We start from the raw sequence: 22,567 nt of genomic DNA, 5'->3' as shown, positions 1-22,567 counted from the left end.
AATGACCTTGTCGACCCTAGACAGCAAATACGCATTCCGCCGCGAAATGGTGGACCGCCTTGTCACGGACCTGTACGGGCCTGGCGCTTCCGACGAGCTCATCACCGAGCGCCCTCTTGAGCGCTATGTCACAGGGGTGCTCTGGCCGGCGGCGGACGACACCTACTCGGAGGCACCCGACGAGCCCGAATCCGTAGCTGCCACCTCAGGCGAGGCCTCCGTCGACAGCCCGGTTGCTAACGCCCGACTAACTTATCCGAGCAGTGTGGGCTTAACTGTTTCCGTTGACACAACGCTTTCTACAGTTCTGCACGTCTCGCCTACTGCCGCCAGATATGCCCCAATCGCCACCGTCCGGGAGAGCGGTAGTAAGCGCCGCGACGTTTATGACTGGCAGCGTATTCCCGCGGAACTCCCCGAAACCCCGATCGACCTGGCTTCAGCCGGGCCCCAGCGGCATCTGCTGGAGGGCGGGGCCCTGGAACTTTACGCCTTGGTACGCACTCCAGAAGAGGCCGTCGTCACGGTGACCGTGGTGCTGCGGAACACGCAGCCCAAACCTGACCCTACGTCAGACAAAGACGTGGCGTGCTGGTTCCAGGCTGGCCTTTCCGTTCGCACCGATAAGCCCGCTCTTGTGGATCGTTCTAAGCTGCGTACCAGCATTCCGTCGGACCCCGACCTGGCCTCTTCCGAACTCCTCTACCGAAACCACATGGTTTTCGGCGCCGGGCACGGCTGCGCCGTCGAAGTGGACGCGTCCGACGTCGAAGGCCGGCGCTGTCGTCGAGTGACCACGACGTTTGTTCCCCGGCAGGACGTCCACCGCTCCATGGCCGGCGCCAGCAATGCCGACCTATCGCTGTCCTTCATGGGTTCGGCTACCCGCGATGATGTCGTCACGCAGCTGAACTTGCTCGCGCAGGACTACTCTTCGTGGATCACTGCTTCCAGTGACTCTGTGACAGCAGACGGCGCGGCCCAGGTCCCGCCGCACTTGCGGGATGTCGCGGCCGAACACATGAAGCAGGCCGGGGCGGCTCATGACCGCATTAGAGCGGGCATCCAGCTGCTGATCAACGACGAGAAGGCCTTCGAGGCATTCCAGCTGGCGAATCAGGCCATGCACATGCAGCGTTCGCGTCAGGATTGGGTGCGAAAAGGAGCCAAGGGCGACTTTGAACTTGGCGCCCAGGCGTGGCGCCCCTTCCAGATTGCGTTCATCCTCATTAACTTGCCGTCAGTGACCGACGATCAGCACTCGGAACGCGACATTGCTGATCTCCTCTGGTTCCCCACAGGTGGAGGAAAGACAGAAGCCTATCTGGGGCTTGTCGCATACCTCCTGCTGCTCCGACGCCTGCGGAACACAAGCGTCCGGGGCGTGGCCGTGATCATGCGCTACACCCTCCGGCTTCTGACAATCCAACAATTTGAGCGTGCTGCCATGCTCATTTGCTCCCTGGAATCTGTTCGATTGGCGAATGAGGACCGGGTCGGCGGTGCACCCTTCGGCATCGGACTCTGGGTGGGCGGAGGCGCGACGCCGAACGACATCGCAACTGCACGAACGAACCTCGGAAAGCTTCGGAACAACCAGGAAGTCGTCGAAGGAAACCCCAAGCAGATCGAAGCCTGCCCTTGGTGCGGCACTCGGCTCACGGTCGACGACTATCGGATCGTCAAAGTGCCCTCCGACCGAATGCTCATCAGCTGCTCCAACAAGGCTTGCAATTTTGCGGACGGCCTACCCGTTCACATCATCGACACAGACGTCTACCGGGAACGTCCAGAACTCGTGATCGGGACCGTGGACAAGTTCGCCGGTATGTCATGGCGAGGTGAAATCGCAACCCTATTCGGACGTCTGTCTTCCGCCGAGCTCGGCCCCGACCTCATCATCCAGGACGAACTGCACCTCATCTCGGGACCACTCGGTTCAACCGTTGGCCTCTTTGAAACAGCGGTCGACCTGGCGGCCAGCGGGATCGGACGTGAAGATGGCTGCGCCAACCGAAAGCCCAAGATCATTGCCTCAACGGCAACGATCCGACGAGCCAAGGATCAGATCCGTTCGGTCTTCAACCGCGACTCCAGGCTGTTCCCGCCGCCAGGGCTTGACCCCGACGATTCCTTCTTCGCGAACAAAGCGCCGTCCGACCAGTTCGGAACGCGGCAATATGTCGGCGTTCTTGCATCAGGTACAAGCCACGCCACGCTCATGGTTCGCACCTACGCATCCTTACTTCACTCATCCAACGTCATCGAAGGGGCCGCAACCGAGGACCGCGACCCCTACTGGACACTGGTCGGCTACTTCAACAGTCTGCGCGTGCTTGGCTCGGCATACCTTCAGGTGTACGACGACGTCCGGGCCCGCTTGAATCTGCTGGCCAAGYGAGACGGCAGGCTGGAGGGGCGCGGGATCCAACTGAGTGAGCTCACCAGCCGCGTGGAAAACCACAAAATTCCGGAGGCACTCAAGTCCCTGGAGAAGAGCTTGATGAGTAACCAAAAGCCCGAAGACGTGGTGCTGGCCACCAACATGATCTCGGTCGGCCTGGATGTGGATCGCCTAGGACTGATGGCCGTCATGGGTCAGCCGCAGTCGAGCGCTGAATACATCCAGGCGACCAGCCGGGTCGGGCGTCAGCACCCGGGCCTCGTAGTAACGATCTTCAATGCGGCGCGAACACGGGACCKGTCGCACTACGAGTCGTTCAACGACTTTCACGGTGCTCTGTACCGTGCCGTGGAAGCAACCAGTGCCACGCCATTCGCGGCCCGCTCGCGCGACCGAGGCTTGCATGCCACGCTCGTCTCCGCGCTCCGCATGCTTGTACCGGAATTACGACGAGATGCTGGTTCGATCAGGAACGAATCCCCCGCCGTTGATGAGATCATGTCGTGGATTGGCAACCGCGTCGCCGCGGTGGACCCCGACGAGGCGTCAGCGACGCAGGAAGAACTCGAACGACTTCTGAACATCTGGCGGAAGGCTGCACTTTCCGATGCTGATCTCCCGTATGAGGGCAAGAGGAACTCGCCCAGGTCGCTCCTAATCGATTCCAGCAAAGCGCTCGAAGACCCAGACTTCGTCTACAGCACAAGCGTAATTCCGTGGCCAACTCCACGGAGTATGCGCGACGTGGACGCTGAAACCGTCCTCCGACCCGAGTACCCGAGGGAGAACGCAAATGGCTAGAAAAACGTACGCTGCCCGGCGAAGTCAGCTGATCTCCACGTTCGGCGTGGGCAGCCTATTCCCGGCAGAAAACAACAGCTTCATGATCACAAGCATCGACCAATGGGACAGGAAGCAACTGAAGCCGGTCAGTGAGCCGCGGCTGGCACGAAGCTTGGGAGTGCACGAGCTTCTGCTACCGCCAGCAGGTGCCCGCGGCAGAATTCCTGTTGTCCGTTTCCCTCAGATGCTGATATGCCCAAAGTGCAATCGACTAGGAAATACCAAGCATCTACAGGCTTCGTACGAAGACCCACAGTGCGGCCTATGCAAGTCCCTAGCACCGCTTACGCCCTCCCGGTTTGTGTTGGCTTGCGAGGACGGGCACATCGATGACTTCCCGTATTCGTACTGGGTGCATGGCTTCTGGCCGACTGCTGATGGCGGCCATCTGCTGACTCTTACCTCGGAAGGCCGTACCTCGTCCCTCGCCGACATGGTTGTTCGCTGCTCCTGCGGCAAGTCTCGAACCATGGCCGATGCATTCAACTCCGTAGCGCTCAAGGAAATGAAGTGCCAGGGCAATCGCCCGTGGCTCGGCCGGGGATACCGAGAGCGCGAATGCGGCAAGCCCCCCAAGACAGTTCAGCGCGGTGCGTCTAATGTCTGGTTCCCGGTGGTGAGGTCCGCAATCTCTATCCCGCCATATTCTGAATTTCTCGCCAAGGTAGTGACGTCAAAAGCCTCCCAGCTCAGTCAACCGCAGGCTCTGGAGCCCGGTTCCACATGGGTTCTGGAGGGCGTGGTCCAGGAATTTGACCGACGCTTCTCCGTCGACGAACTTCGCGCTGAAATAAAGCGCCAATTCCATGGCACTGAGGAAACTGAGCTTTCCGAGGACCAGCTCCGGGAGCAGGAGTTCCTCGCGCTGATGAACGGCCGCCGTGACAGCCCGGACACAGACTTCGTCGCTGAGAAAGTGGCTGTTCCTGAGGCCCACCAACACTGGATCAAGGCCGCACGGAAAGTCACCCGGCTAAGGGAGGTCCGCGCACTGTACGGCTTTAGCCGTTTGCACCCTAGGAGTGAAGACAAGCCTGACGCCAAGTTGTCGCCGCTTTCACCTGACGACAACCGCCAGAATTGGCTGCCCGCAATTGARACGCTGGGTGAGGGACTCTTTGTGGCTCTGGACCGATCACAGGTCGAGGCTTGGGCTGAAACGGACTTCGCAGCCGGCAGGGAGAAAGCGCTCCGCCTGAACGCGAAACGCGCAGCTGAGCAGCGCGGCCAGGACCCGATTCCCGTCAGCATCGTGGAAATCCTGATCCACACGCTCTCTCACATCATCATCGACCAGCTCTCGCTGGACGCTGGGTACCCCGCCTCGTCTATTCGGGAACGCCTCTATGTAGGTCCGGATCAAGTCGGAGTGCTCTTGTATACGGCATCGTCCGACTCTGCAGGCAGCCTGGGCGGCATAGCTGCACAGGCGAGCCCAAAACGCCTGGGGCCTTCCTTGGACGAAGGACTGTTCCGCACCTCTTGGTGTTCAGCGGATCCTGTCTGCATCGAGTCGCGCGGTTCTGGTACCGATGCACGTAACCTGGCCGCCTGCCACTGCTGCGTCCTTGTGCCGGAAACAAGCTGCGAGCTATTCAATTCCAATCTCGACCGGGGGTCCTTGTTTGGCGTCCATGGTCAGATCGGGCTTGGCTTCAAAGATTGGGCAGCACTGAACCCCATTGCCACTACTGGCGTTGAGAAACCGGGTGGCGTTTCTGACGTAGTCCTCGACGACAATATCCCCCTCAGCGTGCGTCAAAGCCCGTGGCTGGCGGTATTCTCCGAATCCGGTCCCGAGCTCCAGGAACTCATTGCCGAGCTCGTTGAGGTCGATGTAGAGCTCGGGGATTGGGGCGCGGATATCGGCCCCGACAACCAGTGGCAAGTCGATCTATGCTGGGCGACTTCGCGCGTGGCAGTACTTGTCGAGCGGGATGACGAACGTGATGACTGGCTCGCGGAGCAGGGGTGGACTACCTACCACACGCACGATTTTGCGCCTGCGGACCTCGCAGACAAGCTTGCCGACAGGGTTTACTAACCTCTTGTTTAGGGGGTCGGACCTCCGACCCCCTAAACAAGTTGAGCCCCAGTCGATGTCGCCTTGAATTTATTGCTTAGTCCAGGAAGTACTCGTAACTCAGCGGCTTCAGGTTCTCCGGCGACGGCCTCCAATCGGGGTAGACGCTGATGGTGCCGTCTTCTGTTGCGATAGAACCATCGAGGTGGCGCTCCCACTGGATATCCGCCACCACAACCAGGTCCGTCAGGCGATAGTCATTCGCGTGTGTCACCTCGTTGCGCGTCAGAATGACCTTCTGGACGTATCCCTGAGAACCCTTGACTTCGATGTGACGCTCCTCGTCACCGCGCTTTGCCAGCAAATCGTAGGACCGGAAGGCGCCGACGTCTTCGACGTGGTACCCGGCTCCTTCGTAGTGGGCAATCGCCTGCCGGACGGCCCGCATCTCGATAGCTTTCTTGAGGACCGGATCGGCGCAGAATCCGGCGTAGCGCTGCCGCGTGCCATTTTGTCCGCTTATGGGCGGTGCGACGAGTGGCCGGTCGAATCCGCCCCAGTCGCTGTCAGGAAGCAAATCCGGGGCCGCTTGGAGGACTTCCGCAGGAAGCTTGAATAGGTATCCTTGGTTCGGTTTTAGGCCGCTGGTGGGGTGTTTCTGGAAGGGGAAGTAAATCGTGAATTTACCGCGCCCAGTAGGATACTCGGTTTCCAGGTCCCTCTTAATGCCAAGGATGTCCGACTGATGGTCAGCACGAAGATCCGTCAGGAGGTACGGGCGCGGCAGCGGCGTGTAGTTCGTCAGCGGGATTGTGTTCGCCAGAATACCAAGCCAGTCCCCGGCCCGAGGCTGCAATTGCCCCGCCACAATCGATGCGCCGTACATGCCCGATTTGAATCCCATGGGGTTGTTCTTTCCCACCCAATGTAGAACGACATCACCTACTCGCACGTCGTGCATCAGGTCATATCGGTACGTATCCGGGGCGATGAGCTCGCTCCCCCAGGTGTTCACGGTGACCAGTTCCATCCAGTAACGCTGAGAGGCATCGCCGTCCCACCAACGCACCTTATTCCCAACGGTGCTACCCGCCATTACTCCCCCAAATGGTTGTGGCTGACATAGGTAAGTATTGAACTACTTTTTACCAAGCAGCTCTGACGGTTTTCCACTCCAGGACACGATCAAGCCGTCGCGGGCACGCGTTGCCGCGACATACAGCAGCGATCGCTCACGGAGAATGGCGTCGGCCTGCTCAGCCGGCGCCAGGTCCCTCACCTGATAGGAAGCCGGCAGGGTTTGGTCCGAAATCCCGAAAAGAACAACCCTAGTGAACTCCATGCCCTTGGACCGGTGCATCGTCATTACTGACGGCACACCGGGCATCGTCGCCGCACCCGCTGTCCTGGCTTCAAGATCGCGTTCGTTCAGCCCGTTGATGACTTTGCCGACTTGGAAATTGGAGCGGACCAGGATTCCGACGGTCTCCAGCGGCACCCCTTCGTCTTTCCACTTCCGCAGATAGTCAGCAAGGTTGTCCAGTTCCTCAGCGATGGAAGCGGAAGCTACTTCTTTCGGCCGTGGCCCTACCCGCGAAGAGGTATAGCCATTAATTGACTCCTGATCGCCCTCAATATCCGACACCGAGGCTCCGCTGAGAAGTCCGACGGCGTATGCCAGGTTCTGCCGGGTGGTGCGGTAATTGAGAGTTAGCCGGCGCGATCGGCCGACGATGCCAATTCCGAATCGGGACAACGGGACCTTCTGGCCGTAGATGCGCTGGTGCGAATCCTCCGCGATGAACAGGTCATCCGGTCCCTGCTGGACCAGCTCGCGGAGAAACAGCCAGTGGCCGGCGTGCAAGTCCTGCGCCTCATCGATCAGTACATGATCAAGAAGACGTGCTCCGCTGGCCTCTGCACGCTGGCGAAGCACCAGAGCAGCGAGGTGCGCCAGCTCCACGAACGAGGCGTGCATTTCGATCCGGTTGTAGTACCGGTAGGATTCCACGACCTTCCAGACTGCAAGCCGTTTCGCCCGGTTCAAGGCCGTGCMGCGACCAGCGCGGGGCACCTTAAGATATTCGTCCTTGCCGCTGATGAAGTTGGGCAGGATCACCGTCTCGTACTCCTGTTGGAGGAATGTCGGATTGGCGAGCTCGAGTTCCAGCTGATGATCGACGTCGGCCAGGGCGGACTCCCATTGCTGGCGGGCACCATCTGTGTCCAGGATTTTCCCCGGCGCGGAGACCTCCAGCCCGAAAAGATCCTTCATGGCACGGCGCTGCTCCGTCTCCTGAGCACCGCGAAAGACCTTGTTGACGAGTGAATCAACACCAGAGACATGGATGCCGGGTGCTCCTGGCTTTGCCGCCCGGGGAAGGTCAGCATCCAGCTTCGACAATCCGTTTTCCAGCGAATTAGCAAGGGTCGTTGTGTAGGTGGTCAGGACAATTCGGGATGCCGGTTCAGCCGTGGCAAGCATCCTCGCGCGGTGGAGAAGGACCACGGTCTTGCCCGTTCCGGCACCTCCAGAGAGGCGGAAGGAACCGTTGTAATGGCGTTCGGAATAGACACGCTGTTCCGGGTGCAGGAACGTGCGCCAGGAATCGAAGTCTCCACCTTCGATGACCTTTTTGAGCTCGTCGGAATTGTCACCCACGAACGTGAATTGCATCTTCGTGGCGGGATGCTCCAGTGACTTCCGGATCTTCTCCTCTTCCGTCGCCTGCGGGTCATCCACGTAGCGGCTCAGCGCGAGCTTGTCCTGGACCTCCTGGATGGACGTGCCGGCAGCTAGTTCAAGGAGAGCAGTTGCCTGCCACTCCGGCGCCTCGTCCAGTACGTCCAGGAGGTCTTCGTCCGAGGACGCGGCGAATGCCCGGCCCACAAGATCCGTGGCGAGGCCAAGTTCTGAAACCAACTCAGCCGGATCCATGCCGCATCCCAGCAGCGGGTTGACCCAGGCTTCGGGGGCTTCCTCGCGAGGTGACTCCGGCTCCTCCCCAGGCACCTGACCTTCGACGTCGGGTTCCGGCGTCGGAGCATCAGGAACAACTGGCGTTACGGGAGGAACCGGCGGGACAGGAGGCTGCTCGCCGTCGCGCGTGGAGGCCCGGATGACTTCGAGGACGCCGTTGACGGAGTTCACCTGAAGCACGCTAGAGCGGGCGATGTCGATCGCCTCGTCGTGCGGCCAGGCGCCGTAATAGAAGTAGTGCGGGATGGTGTCGAAGGCGACCTTGAAGAGCACGGCCCGGTAGTTCAGGTCGATTCGGCCCGTCCGCACGCGGGGGTCCGCCGGCGTATGCATAGGTTCGATGTGGAGCCCGGGCGCGGTGTCGTCCTTCTGGAGCTTCTCGAAGAAGGAGTACACCTTGTTCTTCATGGTGCCGTCGATCTTGTCCTTCTGCTTGATCCATGTCACCAGCGCCACATCAAGCTCCCTTCGTCTTCAGCAGTTCGCGAATATCGTCAACGTCCGTTCCCACGGTGGCCCAGCCAGCGGCCTCAAGTTCAGCACGCCCGTCGTCACCGTCCAGCACGACGGCGATCCGGTAGTCCGGCCAGGCGATCGAGACCGGCAGCCCGTCCACCTCGAACCCGAGTTCCGGCATGACACTGATGTCCGCATTGGCCATGGCCAGCAGAGGAATCTTTTCAGACTCGGCGGCCTGTTCCAGAAGCTCGCTCCAGGCAGGGCTGAGGCCGTCCGACATCTCCAGCCGCGCAGCCTCTTCCTCGACCGATCCGCCGGAGCTCACCGTGGACACCACGGACCCGATCGTTAGACCTATCGGCTTGAACGCCAGCAGGTTGGAAAGCATCAGCCACTCGCGCCAGGATGCCTCATGCGAAGGAGAACCGACCGCATGCTCCCGGTCGTCCAGGCACAGCCCGACGGCGATCGTGGACAGGCTCTTGGGCGACCCGGCCGCCGCGAACCCCAGGCTCCCCGAATTGTACGTCCAGGCCGTGACCGTGCCAGTAGGTAGAGACGGATTCGTTCCCTGGGACAGCGCCGCGGCGTGCGCGTACATCGCGTCGGCGTCGCCGGGTTCGGGCCGCTGCRCCATCAGCATGAGCGGCACCAGCTCCGAGAAGTTCGCCCAGGCCTCGGGATCGGGCCGGTTGACCCATTCCCAAAGCATGGTCATCGCGTCCCTGCCTAGCAGGTCCATGATCGCGGCATTCACGGGGTAGTTAGCCATGAGCTGAGCGTTGAGCCTCGCATTGGCCCAGGAAGGCAGTGCAACTGGGGCGTCGCGGCCGGCTTCGAACGCCTCGACGTCCTGCCATGTCACGGCCCACGGCACTACGGCCCCAGACAGCTCTGACGTGTGCCGGAGCTTGTCGCGCTTGGTAGCGTCGTCCGCGATTCTGTTGTGTTCCGGGGACGCATGGAAAGTGAAGCCGTCCGTGTAGATCGCCAGCACGGGGAAGTTCGGGTCAGGCGGTCCCTTGAGCAGGAAATCGGGGCGGGTTCCGGCGACGTCCACCTGCGGGATGAGCTGCCATTGGAACTGCTGCCCGGGGATCCGGAAAGTGATGGTGTCCGCCAGCGCTCCGGGGGTCACCTTCGTGTGTGCGCCCACCGCTTTCAGCCGGTCCATCCAGGCCTTCCGGAACCGCTTTTCCAGCAGCGACTCGATCGAGGTCTCGGCGTCGGGCGCCTCTTCGGTGACAGCCCAGTCGGAGAACGACGGCGGAACGGCGCCATCTATGGCCGCCTCGCCGGAGCGCAAGAGCAGGCCAAACAGGCGTTCGGCGCTGGCCCGCGCCACCTTATCCACCGTCCACGGATCGGCGAAGGGAAGCAGGCAGTGATGGCACGCCAGCCGCTCCTCGAAGCGGCAGCTGCAGTCCCGCACGGTCTGCCACGCGGCGTGCAGCAGTTCCCACACACGCTCGGCATTGGCGAACTCGGCCAGGTAGCCGGTGCCGCCGGGGACTTTGTCGTGCAGCATGAGGGCAATCCGGTTCCCGCCGTGCGACGGATCGTTGATCCGCAGCACACCAAGGTGGTCCGGGGCTCCGCCCAGGACTTTCTGGAGACCCAGCAGCAGGGCTGCCTGGAGACTGGGGACGGAGAAGTCGTCGCCGTAGGTCACGTCGAGGGGCAGATGCAGTACCACGCCCTGGGTGTTCAGTTCCCGGGCCAGCACAACTTCCCTGACGCTTTCTTGGGCTGCCTTGCGGTATTTGCACCAGAACCGGTGCTCGGTGGGCAGATTCTCCTTGGAGGACTGGTCCAGCTGGCCGCAGTAGGAGCATAGCCGGAACATGGGTGTCCGGACGTCGTCGCCGGCGATGGTCCGCACTCCGCCGTTGGAGGCTGTCCGGCCTGTGTTGAGCCACCGGATGTCCACCCGGTTAAAATATTCGGCGCCGAAGTCGTAGCCCTCCACAAACCAGCGCTTCTGCAGGTGCTGCGGATCGACGTCCGCGGCCGCGACGATGGTGAAGCGTTCCCGCACGCGGTTGTCGCGGCGGTCGTTGATCGCAGCCTCGTCCCGGCGCACTTCGGCGGAGACCTTCTTCATGACCACGACGTCGAGGACCTGGCCCATGTCCGCGATGGCCGAGGTGCCGCAGCGCACACAGTTCTGCACGGCCGCGGCGGCGCCGAGGTCGGTCTTAATCCAGCCGCACTGCGGGCAGGCCTGCCATTTTTGGATGTGACTCTGCTGCGGGCCAAGGTCCACGGCGTCAATCAGGATTTCCATGCCCTGCGCGTAGAACGTGGCGCCGGGGGCGTATTCGCTGAGCGCTACCGAGGCGCCACGGTTGTACGTCCTAGTCTCCGTAACGAATTCCTGGGTGTCCGCATCTTTCCAGGACAGCCCCACATCCAGGCTGACCGAGTCGTCCAGGAGAGTGTAGTTCGGGAGCACTCCGTAGGCCTCCAGGACCGAAATCCAGTACTGGCCGCGGAGCTGTTTGAGCTGGTCCCGGATCATTTTTAGGGTGGCCCTGGCGGTCCGGACGGCCTGATGCGCGTCGGAGGTTTTGTCGTCCAGACGCTCCGCCAGGGCGGCGGCCTCCTCCAGCTCGGGCAGGGCGTTGCCGATTTCCTTGCGGCGGGTGTCCAGTTCGTCGACGTCGGCCTTCCACTCCCCCGCCGCCCGGATCAGGTGACGGGCGAGGCCGCTGGGTTCGCCGTCGTCGTGCCGCGACGCCCACGCTGTCAGGCGGGCGGCACTTTCTGCGGAAATCCTTTCGCCGAACTGGTCCAGGAAGTCGGTGAGATACGCCGTGGCGTTCGCCGTGGCGTCCTCGATCATTTCCCCGATGAATGATCCCGGCGCGACGCTCCCGAGGGCCTGGATGGCGTCGACCGGGTGCGGCCGTCCCACAGCCCGGGCGAAGCGGTCCGCGATGTGGGCGACGTACTGGCGTCCCAGGATTTCCTCGGCGTCCAGGTACGTGGCCGGCGGCCGGACCTCCCCGTTGATGACGGAGAGCGGTTCGTGGAGTTTGGGCAGGTGCTCGCCGCGTCCCCGCACGAAGGCGAGGACCAGCGAGTTGCCCGTCAGGCGGCCGGCCCGGCCAATCCGTTGCAGGTAGGAGGCCACGGATGTCGGCAGCGAGGCCAGCATGACGCAGGAGAGGTCCCCGATGTCGATGCCCATCTCCAGCGTGGGGGTGGCGACCAGGACATTGGGCGCCTGCGGATTGTCGGCGCCGGACTTGAATTGCGTTTCGTAGAGGATCCTCGTGGGGGCGTCGAGGAGAGAAGAGTGTTCCCGAGCCACCACTCGCTTGCTCTCGCGTGAGGAGTACAGGTCCCGGTAGAAGTTGCCGGCGTCGGCGACGTGCCGCTGCAGGGTCCCGCTGCAGCGGGCCAGGGTACAGGGGCCCCCAGCCAGCTGATCGATGACAGTGAGGCTTCCGGGGGTGATGGCCTGGCACACCTTGCACTGGACGGCGTGCCGTCCTGCGGCCAGATCCTCGGCGTCGGGGACGGAGAGCACGATTTTCTCCGGGTCGAGCCAGTAGACATCGGCGCCGGAGTTCGTTTTCGAGCTGCCGAGGGTTCCGTCTTCTGCGAGGGCGGTGATGAGTGCCTTGGCCAGGTAACCGCTGTCGGCGGGGGCGACGCCGAGGCAGCGGGCCGTCCAGCGTGCGTACCAGGACGCCGAGGACGTAACGCCGTCCAGGTTGTCGGTGGCCGCGGCGGCACTGCCGATCCGGGGGAAGGCCGGGGCGGGCCGGCCGGCGGGGAACGCAGGCATGCCTTCACCCTTGGGCCGCCCGCCCCAGATCTGCCAGCGCTTGCCGTCAGTTGCGATGTAGCCTTTAAGCCATTCGTGGTGGACGCCGCCCTGGAGGCGGACCCTTTCCACGGTGCCGCGGATCCAATACAGGAGCTGCTGCTGCGTCGGCGAGGTCTCCCCGACCATGGTCTGGTGAAGGGCCGAGTCGTAGGCCTTCCGGGCTACGGAGAGCATACGGGTTGGGTTACCGGCGTCGGTTTCGACGGCCAGGGAGCCGGTAAGTTCCAGGGTCCGGCCGGTCCGGGACTGAAGGCCGAGCTCCAGGAGGGCGTCGAACTGCAGCCGSCGTTTGGCGAAACGCCGGGCCCGGACGCGTTCCGCCGGGGAGGCCTTCGGGTCCCAGAAGGGCCGGAAGCTTTGCCGGTCCACAAATTCGGGGGCGATCAGCTGGTACCGCGCCCCCGGTGTGTCCGCGCGGGCAATCGCGGCGTCGACGAGTTCCGAGAGCGTGGCCGGCTGCTCGCCGAGGGTGCGCCGCAGGGCGGTACGGAGCGTCATAGTGTGGGAGCGGGACTGGACGTATCCGGCCCGGTGCGCGGCGTCCTGGACGCTGTCGGTGAAGACGAGGGCTTTCTTTTCCTCGTCGTTTAGGCCCTCGGCGCCGAACAGGTTGGAGATACTCACGGAGAGCATGGTGGCGATGGCGCTGCCCATGAAGGCGATGCCGTCCTTGGCCAGGCACGACGGGCAGACGTCCTTCTTGGACTGGTCGTCCGCGTCCTGGCCGGTGAGCATCAGGACGGGAATAATCCGCCCTTCAGCGAGATCGGCGCTGTCCTCTTTCGGCGGCATGGTGGAGAGGCCACGGTTGACGGTGTGGAGCCAGTGCAGGCCCTGCACCTGCTCCGAACCGTCCTGGTGGAATTCAATGATGTCCGCCTCGGCCGCGGCCGAGATAAGGGTCCGGAAGCGCGGGTTGTTCGTTACGCGTGCTTCCCGGATCTTGGAATCGTCCAGCTCCAGGTCCAGACCCGTGGGCGCCAGGACGGCGCCCCAGCCTGAGCGGCCGCAGTGCCGGCAATAGAGCGCCGGCAGGAACATGTCGTGGGACTGGTCCACACCGTCGTCGGACCAGCGGAAGCGCGGCGAGGTGTCGACGGCGGCGTCCACACGGGACATCTCGCGGATCCACAGGTGCGTCTCCACGGTCAGGGCGGTCCTGCCGTGGCGGGCGCGGATGTGGCTGAGCAGTGCGATGACGTGGGAGATAAATTCTTCGGCGGCGTCCGGCCTCACCCCGGCGGGCAGTGAATGGGTGGGGAAGATCGCGTTGGTAAGGTCTGAAAGCGCGACGGCGGTGCTCGCGTGCGTGAGCAGGGCGGCGGTCAGCGGGTGGGTGCGCATCGCGTCCAGAAGGTCTGCGGGGCGTTCGCCGAAAAGAGTGTCCAGGACGGGCCCGACGGCGGTTTCCGGGCCGCCGCCGGCCTCGCGGAGTTCCGCGACGGCCTTGACGGTGGCGGCGATGTCGAGGGCGATGGCGTGCAGGTCCCGGCACTGTGCCATCCGGTTGCCGGTCTCTGTCCATGCCTCCTGGGTGAGCCGGGATTCGGTGACGACGGAGTCGGGCGGGAACACTTCGCCAAAGACGGTTTCTGCGAAGTGGAGCATCGCGTCCGGGTCGCCTTTGCTCCCCAGGGTTGCGGACGTGGCGACAGGAGTAGCCCGGCCGAGAGGCCGGGCACGGTCTTCCTCCCTCAGCACGTGGTGGCCGTCCGTCAGGTCGTCCGGCCAGTAGCTCTTTAGCGTCAGGCCGAGCCGGCGCAACAGCATGGCGACGTCGGTGCCCTGGGCACCGTCGTAGGTGTGGAATTCGTCCAGAACCACGTACTGCAGGCTGGTAGCGGACTTCTGCCAGAGCGGCGCGTCGGTGTGGCGGAGCAGGAGCATGTCCAGCATTTTGTAGTTGGTCAGCAGAATGTCCGGCGGGTCCTGATGGAACACGTCGCGGTCGTTGATCAGTCCGTCCCGGGCCACCCTGGTGCGGTTGGTGTCCTTCTGGCCGGTGTAGATGCCGGCTGTGATCCCGGACAGCTCCGCGTGGGTGGTCAGCAGCTCGGCCAGGCGTTTGGCCTGGTCGTTGGCGAGGGCGTTCATCGGGTAGAGGATGAGCGCTTTGATCCCGGTGATGCCGTCCCGTTTGGCGCGCAGCACGTGGTCCAGGATGGGGTAGAGGAAGGCCTCAGTTTTTCCCGACCCGGTGCCGGTGGTGACCAGTGTGGGTTCGGGGCGACGGGATGCCCCACCGGTGCCTTTACTGCTGAGCCGCTGGAAGGCCTTGGCCTGGTGGCCGTAAGGCTCGAAACCCTCGTACCAGTCCAGACAGTCTCGCCAGCCAGGTTTCGCGGTTTCGAAGGGCAGCCGCAGCCGGACGTAAGCTCCCTTGAAAAGCCCCTGATCCGGATCGGCTAGAAACTCCTTGATGGCGGACTGTGCATTTCCATCCGTGAGCGCAAACGTGGTGGCGAGGTAGTCGGAGAGCCCGCGGCGAAGGTCCCCGGCCTGGGTGGTGGGCAGAAGCTCCGTCATCAGGACTTTTCCTCCAGCATGCTGGAAAAGTGAGCGTAGGCCTTCCGCATGTCTTCCTCACGGTCGAAACTCTGGAATGGAAACTCAAAGACGTACTCGACGCCGCTCTGCGGGTGCGTCCAGGTGCGTTCCTGAACGGTAAGATTCTCGCCTGCCTTGCGATATAGCCGGTTCATGTCGCCGGGAACCTTGCGGCCGCTGGCGTCAAAGAGGTCATTTCTTTCGAAGTCGCGGAGGACCGCAAACTGGGTTCTATAAATCGTGCACAGTTCATCCGCCGTCATGCCCATTTCAATGGCAACGATTGCATCTAGCTCAATCTCGGCGTGGCGCCGTTCCGCAGACTTTCGGAGCGGCGATTCAAAAGTCCAAGGCGATCCGATTGTTGCCTCCCAGACACTGGAGTAGGCCTGGGTGAGGCAGGTCAGCCGAGCAGCCGTCTCAACGATGGAGTCGGCAAGAGCCGTACCCGGCTGGAAGCTAGGAAGCTGATCCATCAGTGCGAACTGAATCTCACTAGAGCCGGAAGATTTCACCATGAAGTCAAGCGGCAGTGACGACAAATACCCAATCTGGCCAAGGAGCGTCGCAGGGCTAGGGAATAGACCTGCCGAATAAACCGGGTGCACGTGGGCGGCTCCTGGCGGGATAAGAGACGGATGTAGAGTCCTCCGTCCTGTGACAGCCGCCATCCGGCGCCAAGCCACGCGGAACTGACTGCGAACCGAAACGAGCGTCCCATCAGGCAGGCTCCAATTCCCGTAATCCGATGTGTAGCTCGCGTGGTCTGCCACTGGCTGGTAACTAGTTCTCGGAACAAACTCAGATGGGAGAGTTTCGAGATCAACCTCGGTCCAGTCCTTGTTGCTCTTCATGGTCGGATTCGGCAGCTTAGCAAAAGGGTTTGCGACGGTGAAGTGAGGCCCCTGAAGGATAACGTCCTCCCATGACGCGTTTACACGTGAGCCGACCTCGAAGTACCCCTTCTTCCTGTCTGTCGTCTCGTTCCAGCCAGATGAGTATTGGAGACCCAGCTCACGCACTCGGGGCGCCTTACTGAGTTTTTCTAGGACAATTGAGCTGGTTCGATTAACGGGATACGCCATTCTTGCATTCGATGCCGGCGTGCCGGGCTCGTCCAAGATGCTCGCCCAAATCTGGAGTACGGATTCGTCAACGTCAACTATTCGCTCAAGATGGGGACGCTGGTCCCATTTACCGTTACCGTCCTTCAATCCAGGGATTTCTCCCGAACCGTCGTGCACTAATGAGCGCACGACGGTGTCGGGATGGTAAAGCGAAGCTGCCATGGTGAACTGTGGCGATTGCTGCCAAGGACCATAGACATGGACGCCGTACACGACAAGATTATGAATTTCAAACAACTTCAATTCATTGATGAACTGCCAATGCCTTCGGAGACGGCGGTACGTCTCTGCCCTAAGGTGTGCGGCTTTCTTTTCAGTGAAATGCGATTCGGGGTGAACAAGAGCAATTACTCCGGTGTTCGATGCGGACGCCCACGTCCTCTCCATGAAGGAGCGATAAAGATCCGGACGGAGGCCAGCCACGATCGGGTAGCACGCCGGCGAAGTCAGGAACTCACGAACTGCCACGATCCCGGCAGCTTGGGAACACATGAAGTCAACCTGAGTAAGATCCACCTTGGCTAGGCGCTGCTTTTCGGCTTTTTGCACTTGGGTCTGTTTGTCGTTCAGCTGCCACCATGGATCGAACTCCGCATAGACGGCATTCTCGTCCCAGTCCGGACGAACCCACGGCGGGTTACCCACCTGAAGATCGAATCCTCCGCGTCCAAACACCGAAGCGAAGTCCAGCTCCCAGTGAAAGAAGCCCTGGTCGGCGGCGATGTTCTCGCACACCTGCAGCCATGCATGTTGCTTCTTGGCGACCTCGATGTCGGACACCAGGGCAAACGCAAGGTCGGCCCGTTCGGCGTCGTTAAGTTCTTCCCATGTCGATGCCGCACCAAAGGTCTGCTGCCCTGCCATCTTCGATTCCTTGCCCTGCAGGCCAAGAATCGCTTCCAGCGCTGCCAGCCATTCGTCGAGTGCCGGCGGTGTCGCCCCGCCGGTCGCGCGCTCGGTCAGCGGCCAGAACCACAGCGCGTTCCAGGCATCCATCACCCGGCGGAGTCGCTGGTAGGCGCCGTTCTGGTCGTTGAGAGTCTGCTCAATCTGTTCGCGGGTGACGGCCTGGGTCCGAGTGCCTGCCTCGCCATGCTCAACAGCCGAGGACTGCTTTCCGAAGTAGTCGATGTGCCTGCGGGCCTCCGACTCGGCTACCTGCAGACGGCGCAGCGTGAGCTTCCACAGCGATTCAACCCGGCGGCCGAGGCTCATCATCCGGTCGACCTGGTTCTTGCTGGGCTTGGACTTGATCTTGGTACGCCACGCCTTGAGCTGCTGCTGTGCCTCCCCTGCCAGGTCCTTGACTTCCTTGGCGTCGGCGGCCGCGCCCCAGCCCTCGGCCGGGAGCAGGAAATGGTGGATACGGCCCACCACGTTGGGATCGTCCGTCTCACCAGTCATRGCCTCGACGAGCCCGGTCAGGGGCGCATCCTGCGGGGCGCTCTTAAGCCACGATTTGTCATTCACGGACTGCCGCGAATACGTGGCCCGGCGGGCGCCGATCAGCGAATTGCCCCGGCGCAGACGCAGCCCGAACCACGGCGCCTGCAGGTCCTTCACCATCGTGTCCAGCCAGAGGGAGACCTCGGCGAGTTCCACCGCCGTCGAATTCAGGTCCACGCCGTGGACCTGGTGCAGGGTGATCTGGGCCTTGACCTTCTGAATCTCCTGCGGATATTCATCCGCGGGGATCCGGACGTCCAGCTCATCCTGCTTGCGCTTCAGGTATTCGTCCGCGAGCTGGCGGACGGCTTCCAAGGCGAACGCGCCGGACCCCAGGGCCGGCTCGCAGACGGTCAGGTTCAGGATGTCGTCTGCCGCGGTCTTCTGCTCGTTCTGGTCCAGCAGCTCTTCGAGCGCCTGCGACACCACGAACTTGGTCAGCACCTCGGGGGTGTAATAGGAGGCCGACTGCTGGCGTTCGCGGCCGGCGAGCCGGAAAACGAACGAACCTGCAGGGTGCAGCACCGGGCGCCGCTCCCCTGTCCGTTCGTCCTCCTCCACCACGAAGTGTTTGGCGTCAATGGACTCGGACCGGTCCACCGGGACCACCCAGGAACCTTTTTCCGGGTTCCCGTCCTTGGCCACCTCGTGCAGGGACTCAGCGGCGATGAACCCCGTGTAGGACATCAGGCCCTCATAGACGGCCCCGAGCTGGTTGATGCCCAGTTCCGCGTAGGAAATGAAACCCCGGTCCTTGCCCTTGGCTTCCTTGCTCAGCAATAGGTGCTGGAGGACTCGCTGCAGCTCTGCGTTACTTAGCTTGGTGCCGTTGATGAGCGACGTCGCGGCATCATGGAAGAGGTCGGCCTTGAGCGGCTGAAAGACCAGGCCTTCGTTCTCGCCGGAGGCATCATCGGAGGGGTTTGCCCCCGCCGGAGCGTGCCCGTTGTCCACCAGGTGAAAGAGCTGCGCGAGCGATTCGTAGATGTGGGTGCCACGACGGGACTCCGGAGATTGGATGTTGACCAGGGTCAGTTCCCGCAGCCGGTCCAGGCCGTAGCCCTCGTTGTATTCGCCGGCACCGACCGGGAGGACGCCCATCTCCGGGGAGGCCTCCGCGTAGAGCAGGAAGAGGATCCGGTAGAGGAACCGTAAAGACTGGCGGGCCAGGACCTGCCCGTCCACGTCTTCGAGGGCCAGACCTGCTGCGCGGCGGCGGTCCAGGACATCGTTGGCGATGATTTCGATGGAGCGCCGGATGCCTTCGCGAAGGTCCTGGGAGACGCCCACAGTATGTTTGACGGAGGCCTCGAGGACACCGTCCCACCAGATGGAGCCGTCCGGCGTCGGCATAAGGGAGTCGCGGCCGAAGATCGCCAGGAAACGGTCCGTCTCGGCGTTCTTCTTGGTGTCGTTGCGGTCCGCGACCAGGAGCGCATCCGCGGCCAGGTAGCGGCCCTCAGCCCAGCGTTCCTGCTCGGTCAGCACCAGCCAGCGGCCAGCCATGATCACCACAAACTTCGGGGCCTTGTCCGAAAGGTAGGCCTCGGACACGGCTTTCGCCACCGTCAGTGCCGGGGACGGCTCTTTGCCGTCCACCAGAACCCGCCCAAGCGGTAGCACAGTGGACAGCACGTCTTCCAGGGCGTCCGCCGGGGCGGCCTCGACGAACAGGACTTCGGAGCTCTCCGTAGTCCACACTTCGGGGACGAGCGTTTCGGTGCCGCTTCGCTCGAAGGTGGCGGCCGCCGTCGTGCCCTTAAAACCGAGGGCGCCGCGCAGGAGTGCGTAGGCCTCGGACGCACCCGCCGGGTCTTCTGACAGCCCGGCGAGCAGGATCTGAAGGCGTCCGCGGACCTCGGCGAAGCGGGTCGGAGTAGTGGAGTGCCCTTGCCTGCCTTCCTCGTCCCAGTTTTTGCGGAGTTTGACGACCTCGGCCTGGAAGGATTCCTTAGTGGAGTCCGTGGTGAAGAAGTGTTCGCTAATCCAGTCTTCGCCTACAACGATTGAATCAAAGGACGGCATTACTGGTCAGCACCTTCCGGGACAGCGACAGGGGTTGCGCGTGGAACGACGATCAGGAGGGAACGGACCAGGCGTTGGGCCGGGGCGAGCGACTCCGCGATGCGCTGCTCCTCGCTGACACGCTCGCGTTGCTTTTTCACTTCCGCCCGCTGCGCGAAGTCGAAGGACAGCTGGGTCCAGCCCGTGGCGCGGTCCTTCCAGGCCTGCAGGCGCTGGTTGGCAGAGTTAGCGGCTGCTTCAAAGGTCAGCTGCATGGTCTGCCGGGCGCTCTCCACCGCCTGCGGCAGCAGGGCCTGCAGCCCGTTCACCGTGACCGGTCCGGGGTTGGTGGCCTTGGCGTCGACTCCGACGCTGCGCAGGTGCTCGCCCAGATCTTCGAGGGGTTCGGAGAGACAGAACGTCGGGTTGGCGGGGTCGGGGAAGTCCACCGCGATGAAGGCTTTGGAGACCACCTGACCGCGGCGGTTCATCAACGTCCCCATCAGCAGGATCTGGGTGGCATCCACATCGCCGCGGACCACGAGGACTTCGCTGCGGGACATCGAGGACAGGGCCCTGTCGCTGGCCCAGTCCAGAACGGGGTGGAGCGGGCCGAGGTAGTGGGCCTCGGGCCAGCTCATGTCGTCAGATTCGCGGGCGCGGTTCRGTTCCCGGGTGCCGGCGTCGGCTGTCGTGGCGAGTTTGAGGCGCTCGGTGACGCGCCTCTCGGACAGGTAGTCCTGCGGGAGATAGCCGAGGCGGTACTGTAGGTCGACGGGCGGCTTGAGTTCGGCGAGGCCATGGCTGGCGTGGACGGTCCAGCCGAGAACCTTGTGCGGATCACCGAAGGCCTCGTTGAGGGCCTCGTCCAGGAAGTCCAGGTCCGTGGAGTAGAGCCCAAGCGGTTTCTCGACCGGGATGGTCGCGATCTCCCCGTCGTCTTTCAGGGCCTCGAAGTCGAGGAAGTCCCAGAGATCGCCCGAGTCCGGATCGGCGTCGGGCTCTCCGACAACGTCCTCGAAGTCCTTCTTACCTAGCAGAACGTCGCGTATGGCGTCTTCCTCTTGCTTGACGCTGTACTGCCCCATCAGGGAGGCGACGTCATTGAGGACCGTGTGGGCCTCGTACTCGCGTTCCATCAGGCGCGTCAGAACCTTGATGTCGCCGGAGAACCGTGTGTTGTGTGGGTTCAGGAGCAAGGTGGTGATCTGCGGTTTCTGACGCTGGCCGAACCGGTCGATGCGGCCGTTCCGCTGCTCAATACGGATGAGGCTCCAGGGAATGTCGAAGTGGATCAGGTGGTGGCATTCGGCGTGGAGGTTCACACCTTCGGACGCGACGTCGCCGGTGACCAGGACGCGCAGCGGGCTGTTACCGCGCTTGAACTGATCCACGATGCTTTGCTGTTCGACGTCGCTGAGGCCACCGTGCAGGAGGCCGACGTTCTCCGGCTTGAGGCCGAGGGCCTTCGGCAGCGACTCCTGCAGCCATTTGAGCGTGGCGACGCGCTCGGCGAAGACCACCGCCCGCATCGAGGACCCCTTGCCGACGCCGATCTTCTTCAGATAACTGACGAGCTCGGTGTACTTGGCGGATTCACCGTCGTTAGCGGACCCGGCGAGCTTGCTGAGGCGTTTTAGGGCTTCGGTTTCCTTGGCCTCGGAGGGGGAATCGGCGTCGAGCTTCCTCAGGCGCTCGGTGACCGTTTCGAGAAGTGCAGCAGGGCTGGAGAGGAACGCCTTGGCAAGGGTCCAGGAAAAAAGCGCGCCGTTCTGGCCCGAATAGGGTGCCGGCTTGCCGTCGGGGTAGAGCCAGACGTCGGAGAGCTCCTCGGCGATGGCGTTTTCCGCCGGGGAGGCGGACACGAGCCTGTTGTCGGGTTCCTCCCGCTCGGCCCAGTCCGCGCCGACTTCCTGGGCGACTTCGGGGCTGTGCCGGTGTCGGCGGATGATGAGGTTCTCCACGTGCTTGGGGTCGAAGGTGCCGTCCGGACGGACGGCCGTGGGGTCCAGGAGCCGCAGAATCTCGGCGAACGACTCGTTGCGTCCGTTGTGCGGGGTGGCGGAGGCCAGGATGAGCGCCTCGGTGTTCGGGGCGAGCACCCGGGCGAGTTCGTTGTTCATGGCCTGGGTGTTGGTGACGTTGTGGGCCTCGTCGATGACCACCGCGTCCCAGTGCAGTTTGCCGAGCTGGGCCCGGTAGCGGGGGCTTTTCAGCGTATCCATGGAGATGATGGCGCGCTTGTAGTAGGTGAAGGGATTCCGGGTGGCCGGGAGCTTCTGCCGGATCTTCTGGATGCCGGCGGAGTCGAGGCGGACGAATGGCAGTGCGAAGCGGCACCAGAGCTCGTGCTGCATCTGCTCCAGCACGTGGCGCGGGGTGACGATGAGGATACGTTCGCCGCGGCCGCGTTTGACCAGCTCGCTGAGGATCATGCCGATCTCGAGGGTCTTACCGAGGCCCACGGCGTCGGCGATCAGGATGCGCGGGCGGATGTTCTTGGTGTCCAGAGCCTTCGCGACGGCGATCTGCTGGTACTTGAGGTTTCGCGACAGCATGCGGGTGGAAACAGTCAGGTACTCCGCCGACTGGGGTGTCGGCGTCTTGCGAAGCGTGGTCTCCAGAAAAAGGCGGGCCCGGCGGTAGTTGGGGGTGTCATCGGCCACGACCTTGGACTTGGCCGGGTCCACGACTTCAATGGTGTCCAGCGCGGAGTAAAAGGCGGCCGTGGTGTCCCGAACAAGCTCGCTGAGGCCCTGGACCCTTATCAGGGTGCCGTCTACGGATTTCTCGACGCTGGCAACGAGCCAGTCCTCGTCACGGACGCGGACCACCGAACCGGGTGCGACGTTGAGTTCCCGGTGTGTGGCTGTAACTGTCAAGACCTTGCTCCTGT

The 22,567-nt window shown here is 62.9% G+C and carries 7 protein-coding genes; 2 read left to right on the top strand and 5 right to left on the bottom strand.

The annotated features are described in order from the left end of the window. Position 1: 1 nt before the first annotated feature. Both AC1D1S_RS04255 and drmB read left to right on the top strand, forming a co-directional pair. Positions 2-3,205, top strand: coding sequence for a helicase-related protein (locus tag AC1D1S_RS04255; RefSeq protein ID WP_476993814.1), 3,204 nt, complete (start codon positions 2-4; stop codon positions 3,203-3,205). Further along, positions 3,198-5,291, top strand: a complete 2,094-nt coding sequence (gene drmB, locus AC1D1S_RS04250; protein ID WP_476993813.1) for a DrmB family protein — start codon at positions 3,198-3,200, stop codon at positions 5,289-5,291. The genes AC1D1S_RS04255 and drmB overlap by 8 nt, the downstream gene beginning before the upstream one ends. 76 nt (positions 5,292-5,367) lie before the next feature. Here the strand turns inward: drmB and AC1D1S_RS04245 are convergent, their stop codons facing one another. The 5 genes from AC1D1S_RS04245 to AC1D1S_RS04225 all read right to left on the bottom strand — a co-directional run bounded on the left by AC1D1S_RS04245 (position 5,368) and on the right by AC1D1S_RS04225 (position 22,553). Continuing rightward, positions 5,368-6,300, bottom strand: a complete 933-nt coding sequence (locus tag AC1D1S_RS04245) for a protein NO VEIN domain-containing protein (RefSeq protein ID WP_476993812.1) — start codon at positions 6,298-6,300, stop codon at positions 5,368-5,370. A 108-nt stretch (positions 6,301-6,408) separates the two neighbouring features. Continuing rightward, entirely contained in the window at positions 6,409-8,706 is a 2,298-nt protein-coding gene (locus tag AC1D1S_RS04240; protein WP_476993811.1) for a 3'-5' exonuclease, read from the bottom strand. Position 8,707: 1 nt separating this feature from the next. Then, positions 8,708-15,073: a DEAD/DEAH box helicase gene (locus tag AC1D1S_RS04235; RefSeq protein WP_476993810.1), complete on the bottom strand. Its 6,366-nt coding sequence runs from the start codon at positions 15,071-15,073 to the stop codon at positions 8,708-8,710. Beyond that, the gene (locus tag AC1D1S_RS04230; RefSeq protein ID WP_476993809.1) at positions 15,073-19,692 is read right to left on the bottom strand and encodes an Eco57I restriction-modification methylase domain-containing protein; all 4,620 of its coding nucleotides are present in this window, start codon (positions 19,690-19,692) and stop codon (positions 15,073-15,075) included. The genes AC1D1S_RS04235 and AC1D1S_RS04230 overlap by 1 nt, the downstream gene beginning before the upstream one ends. Further along, positions 19,692-22,553 (bottom strand): helicase-related protein, encoded by a 2,862-nt coding sequence (locus AC1D1S_RS04225; RefSeq protein ID WP_476993808.1) that lies wholly within the window; start codon positions 22,551-22,553, stop codon positions 19,692-19,694. The genes AC1D1S_RS04230 and AC1D1S_RS04225 overlap by 1 nt, the downstream gene beginning before the upstream one ends. Positions 22,554-22,567 lie beyond the last annotated feature (14 nt).

It is taken from the genome of Arthrobacter sp. P1_A5 (assembly GCF_056406825.1).
The sequence above is the reverse complement of the archived record's forward strand: the minus strand, read 5'-3'. Positions and strand labels throughout refer to the sequence as shown.

Excerpts from the sequence above, each read along its gene's own strand:
- AC1D1S_RS04245 (WP_476993812.1), bottom strand. The coding sequence starts at position 6,300 with ATGGAACTGGTCACCGTGAACACCTGGGGGAGCGAGCTCATCGCCCCG.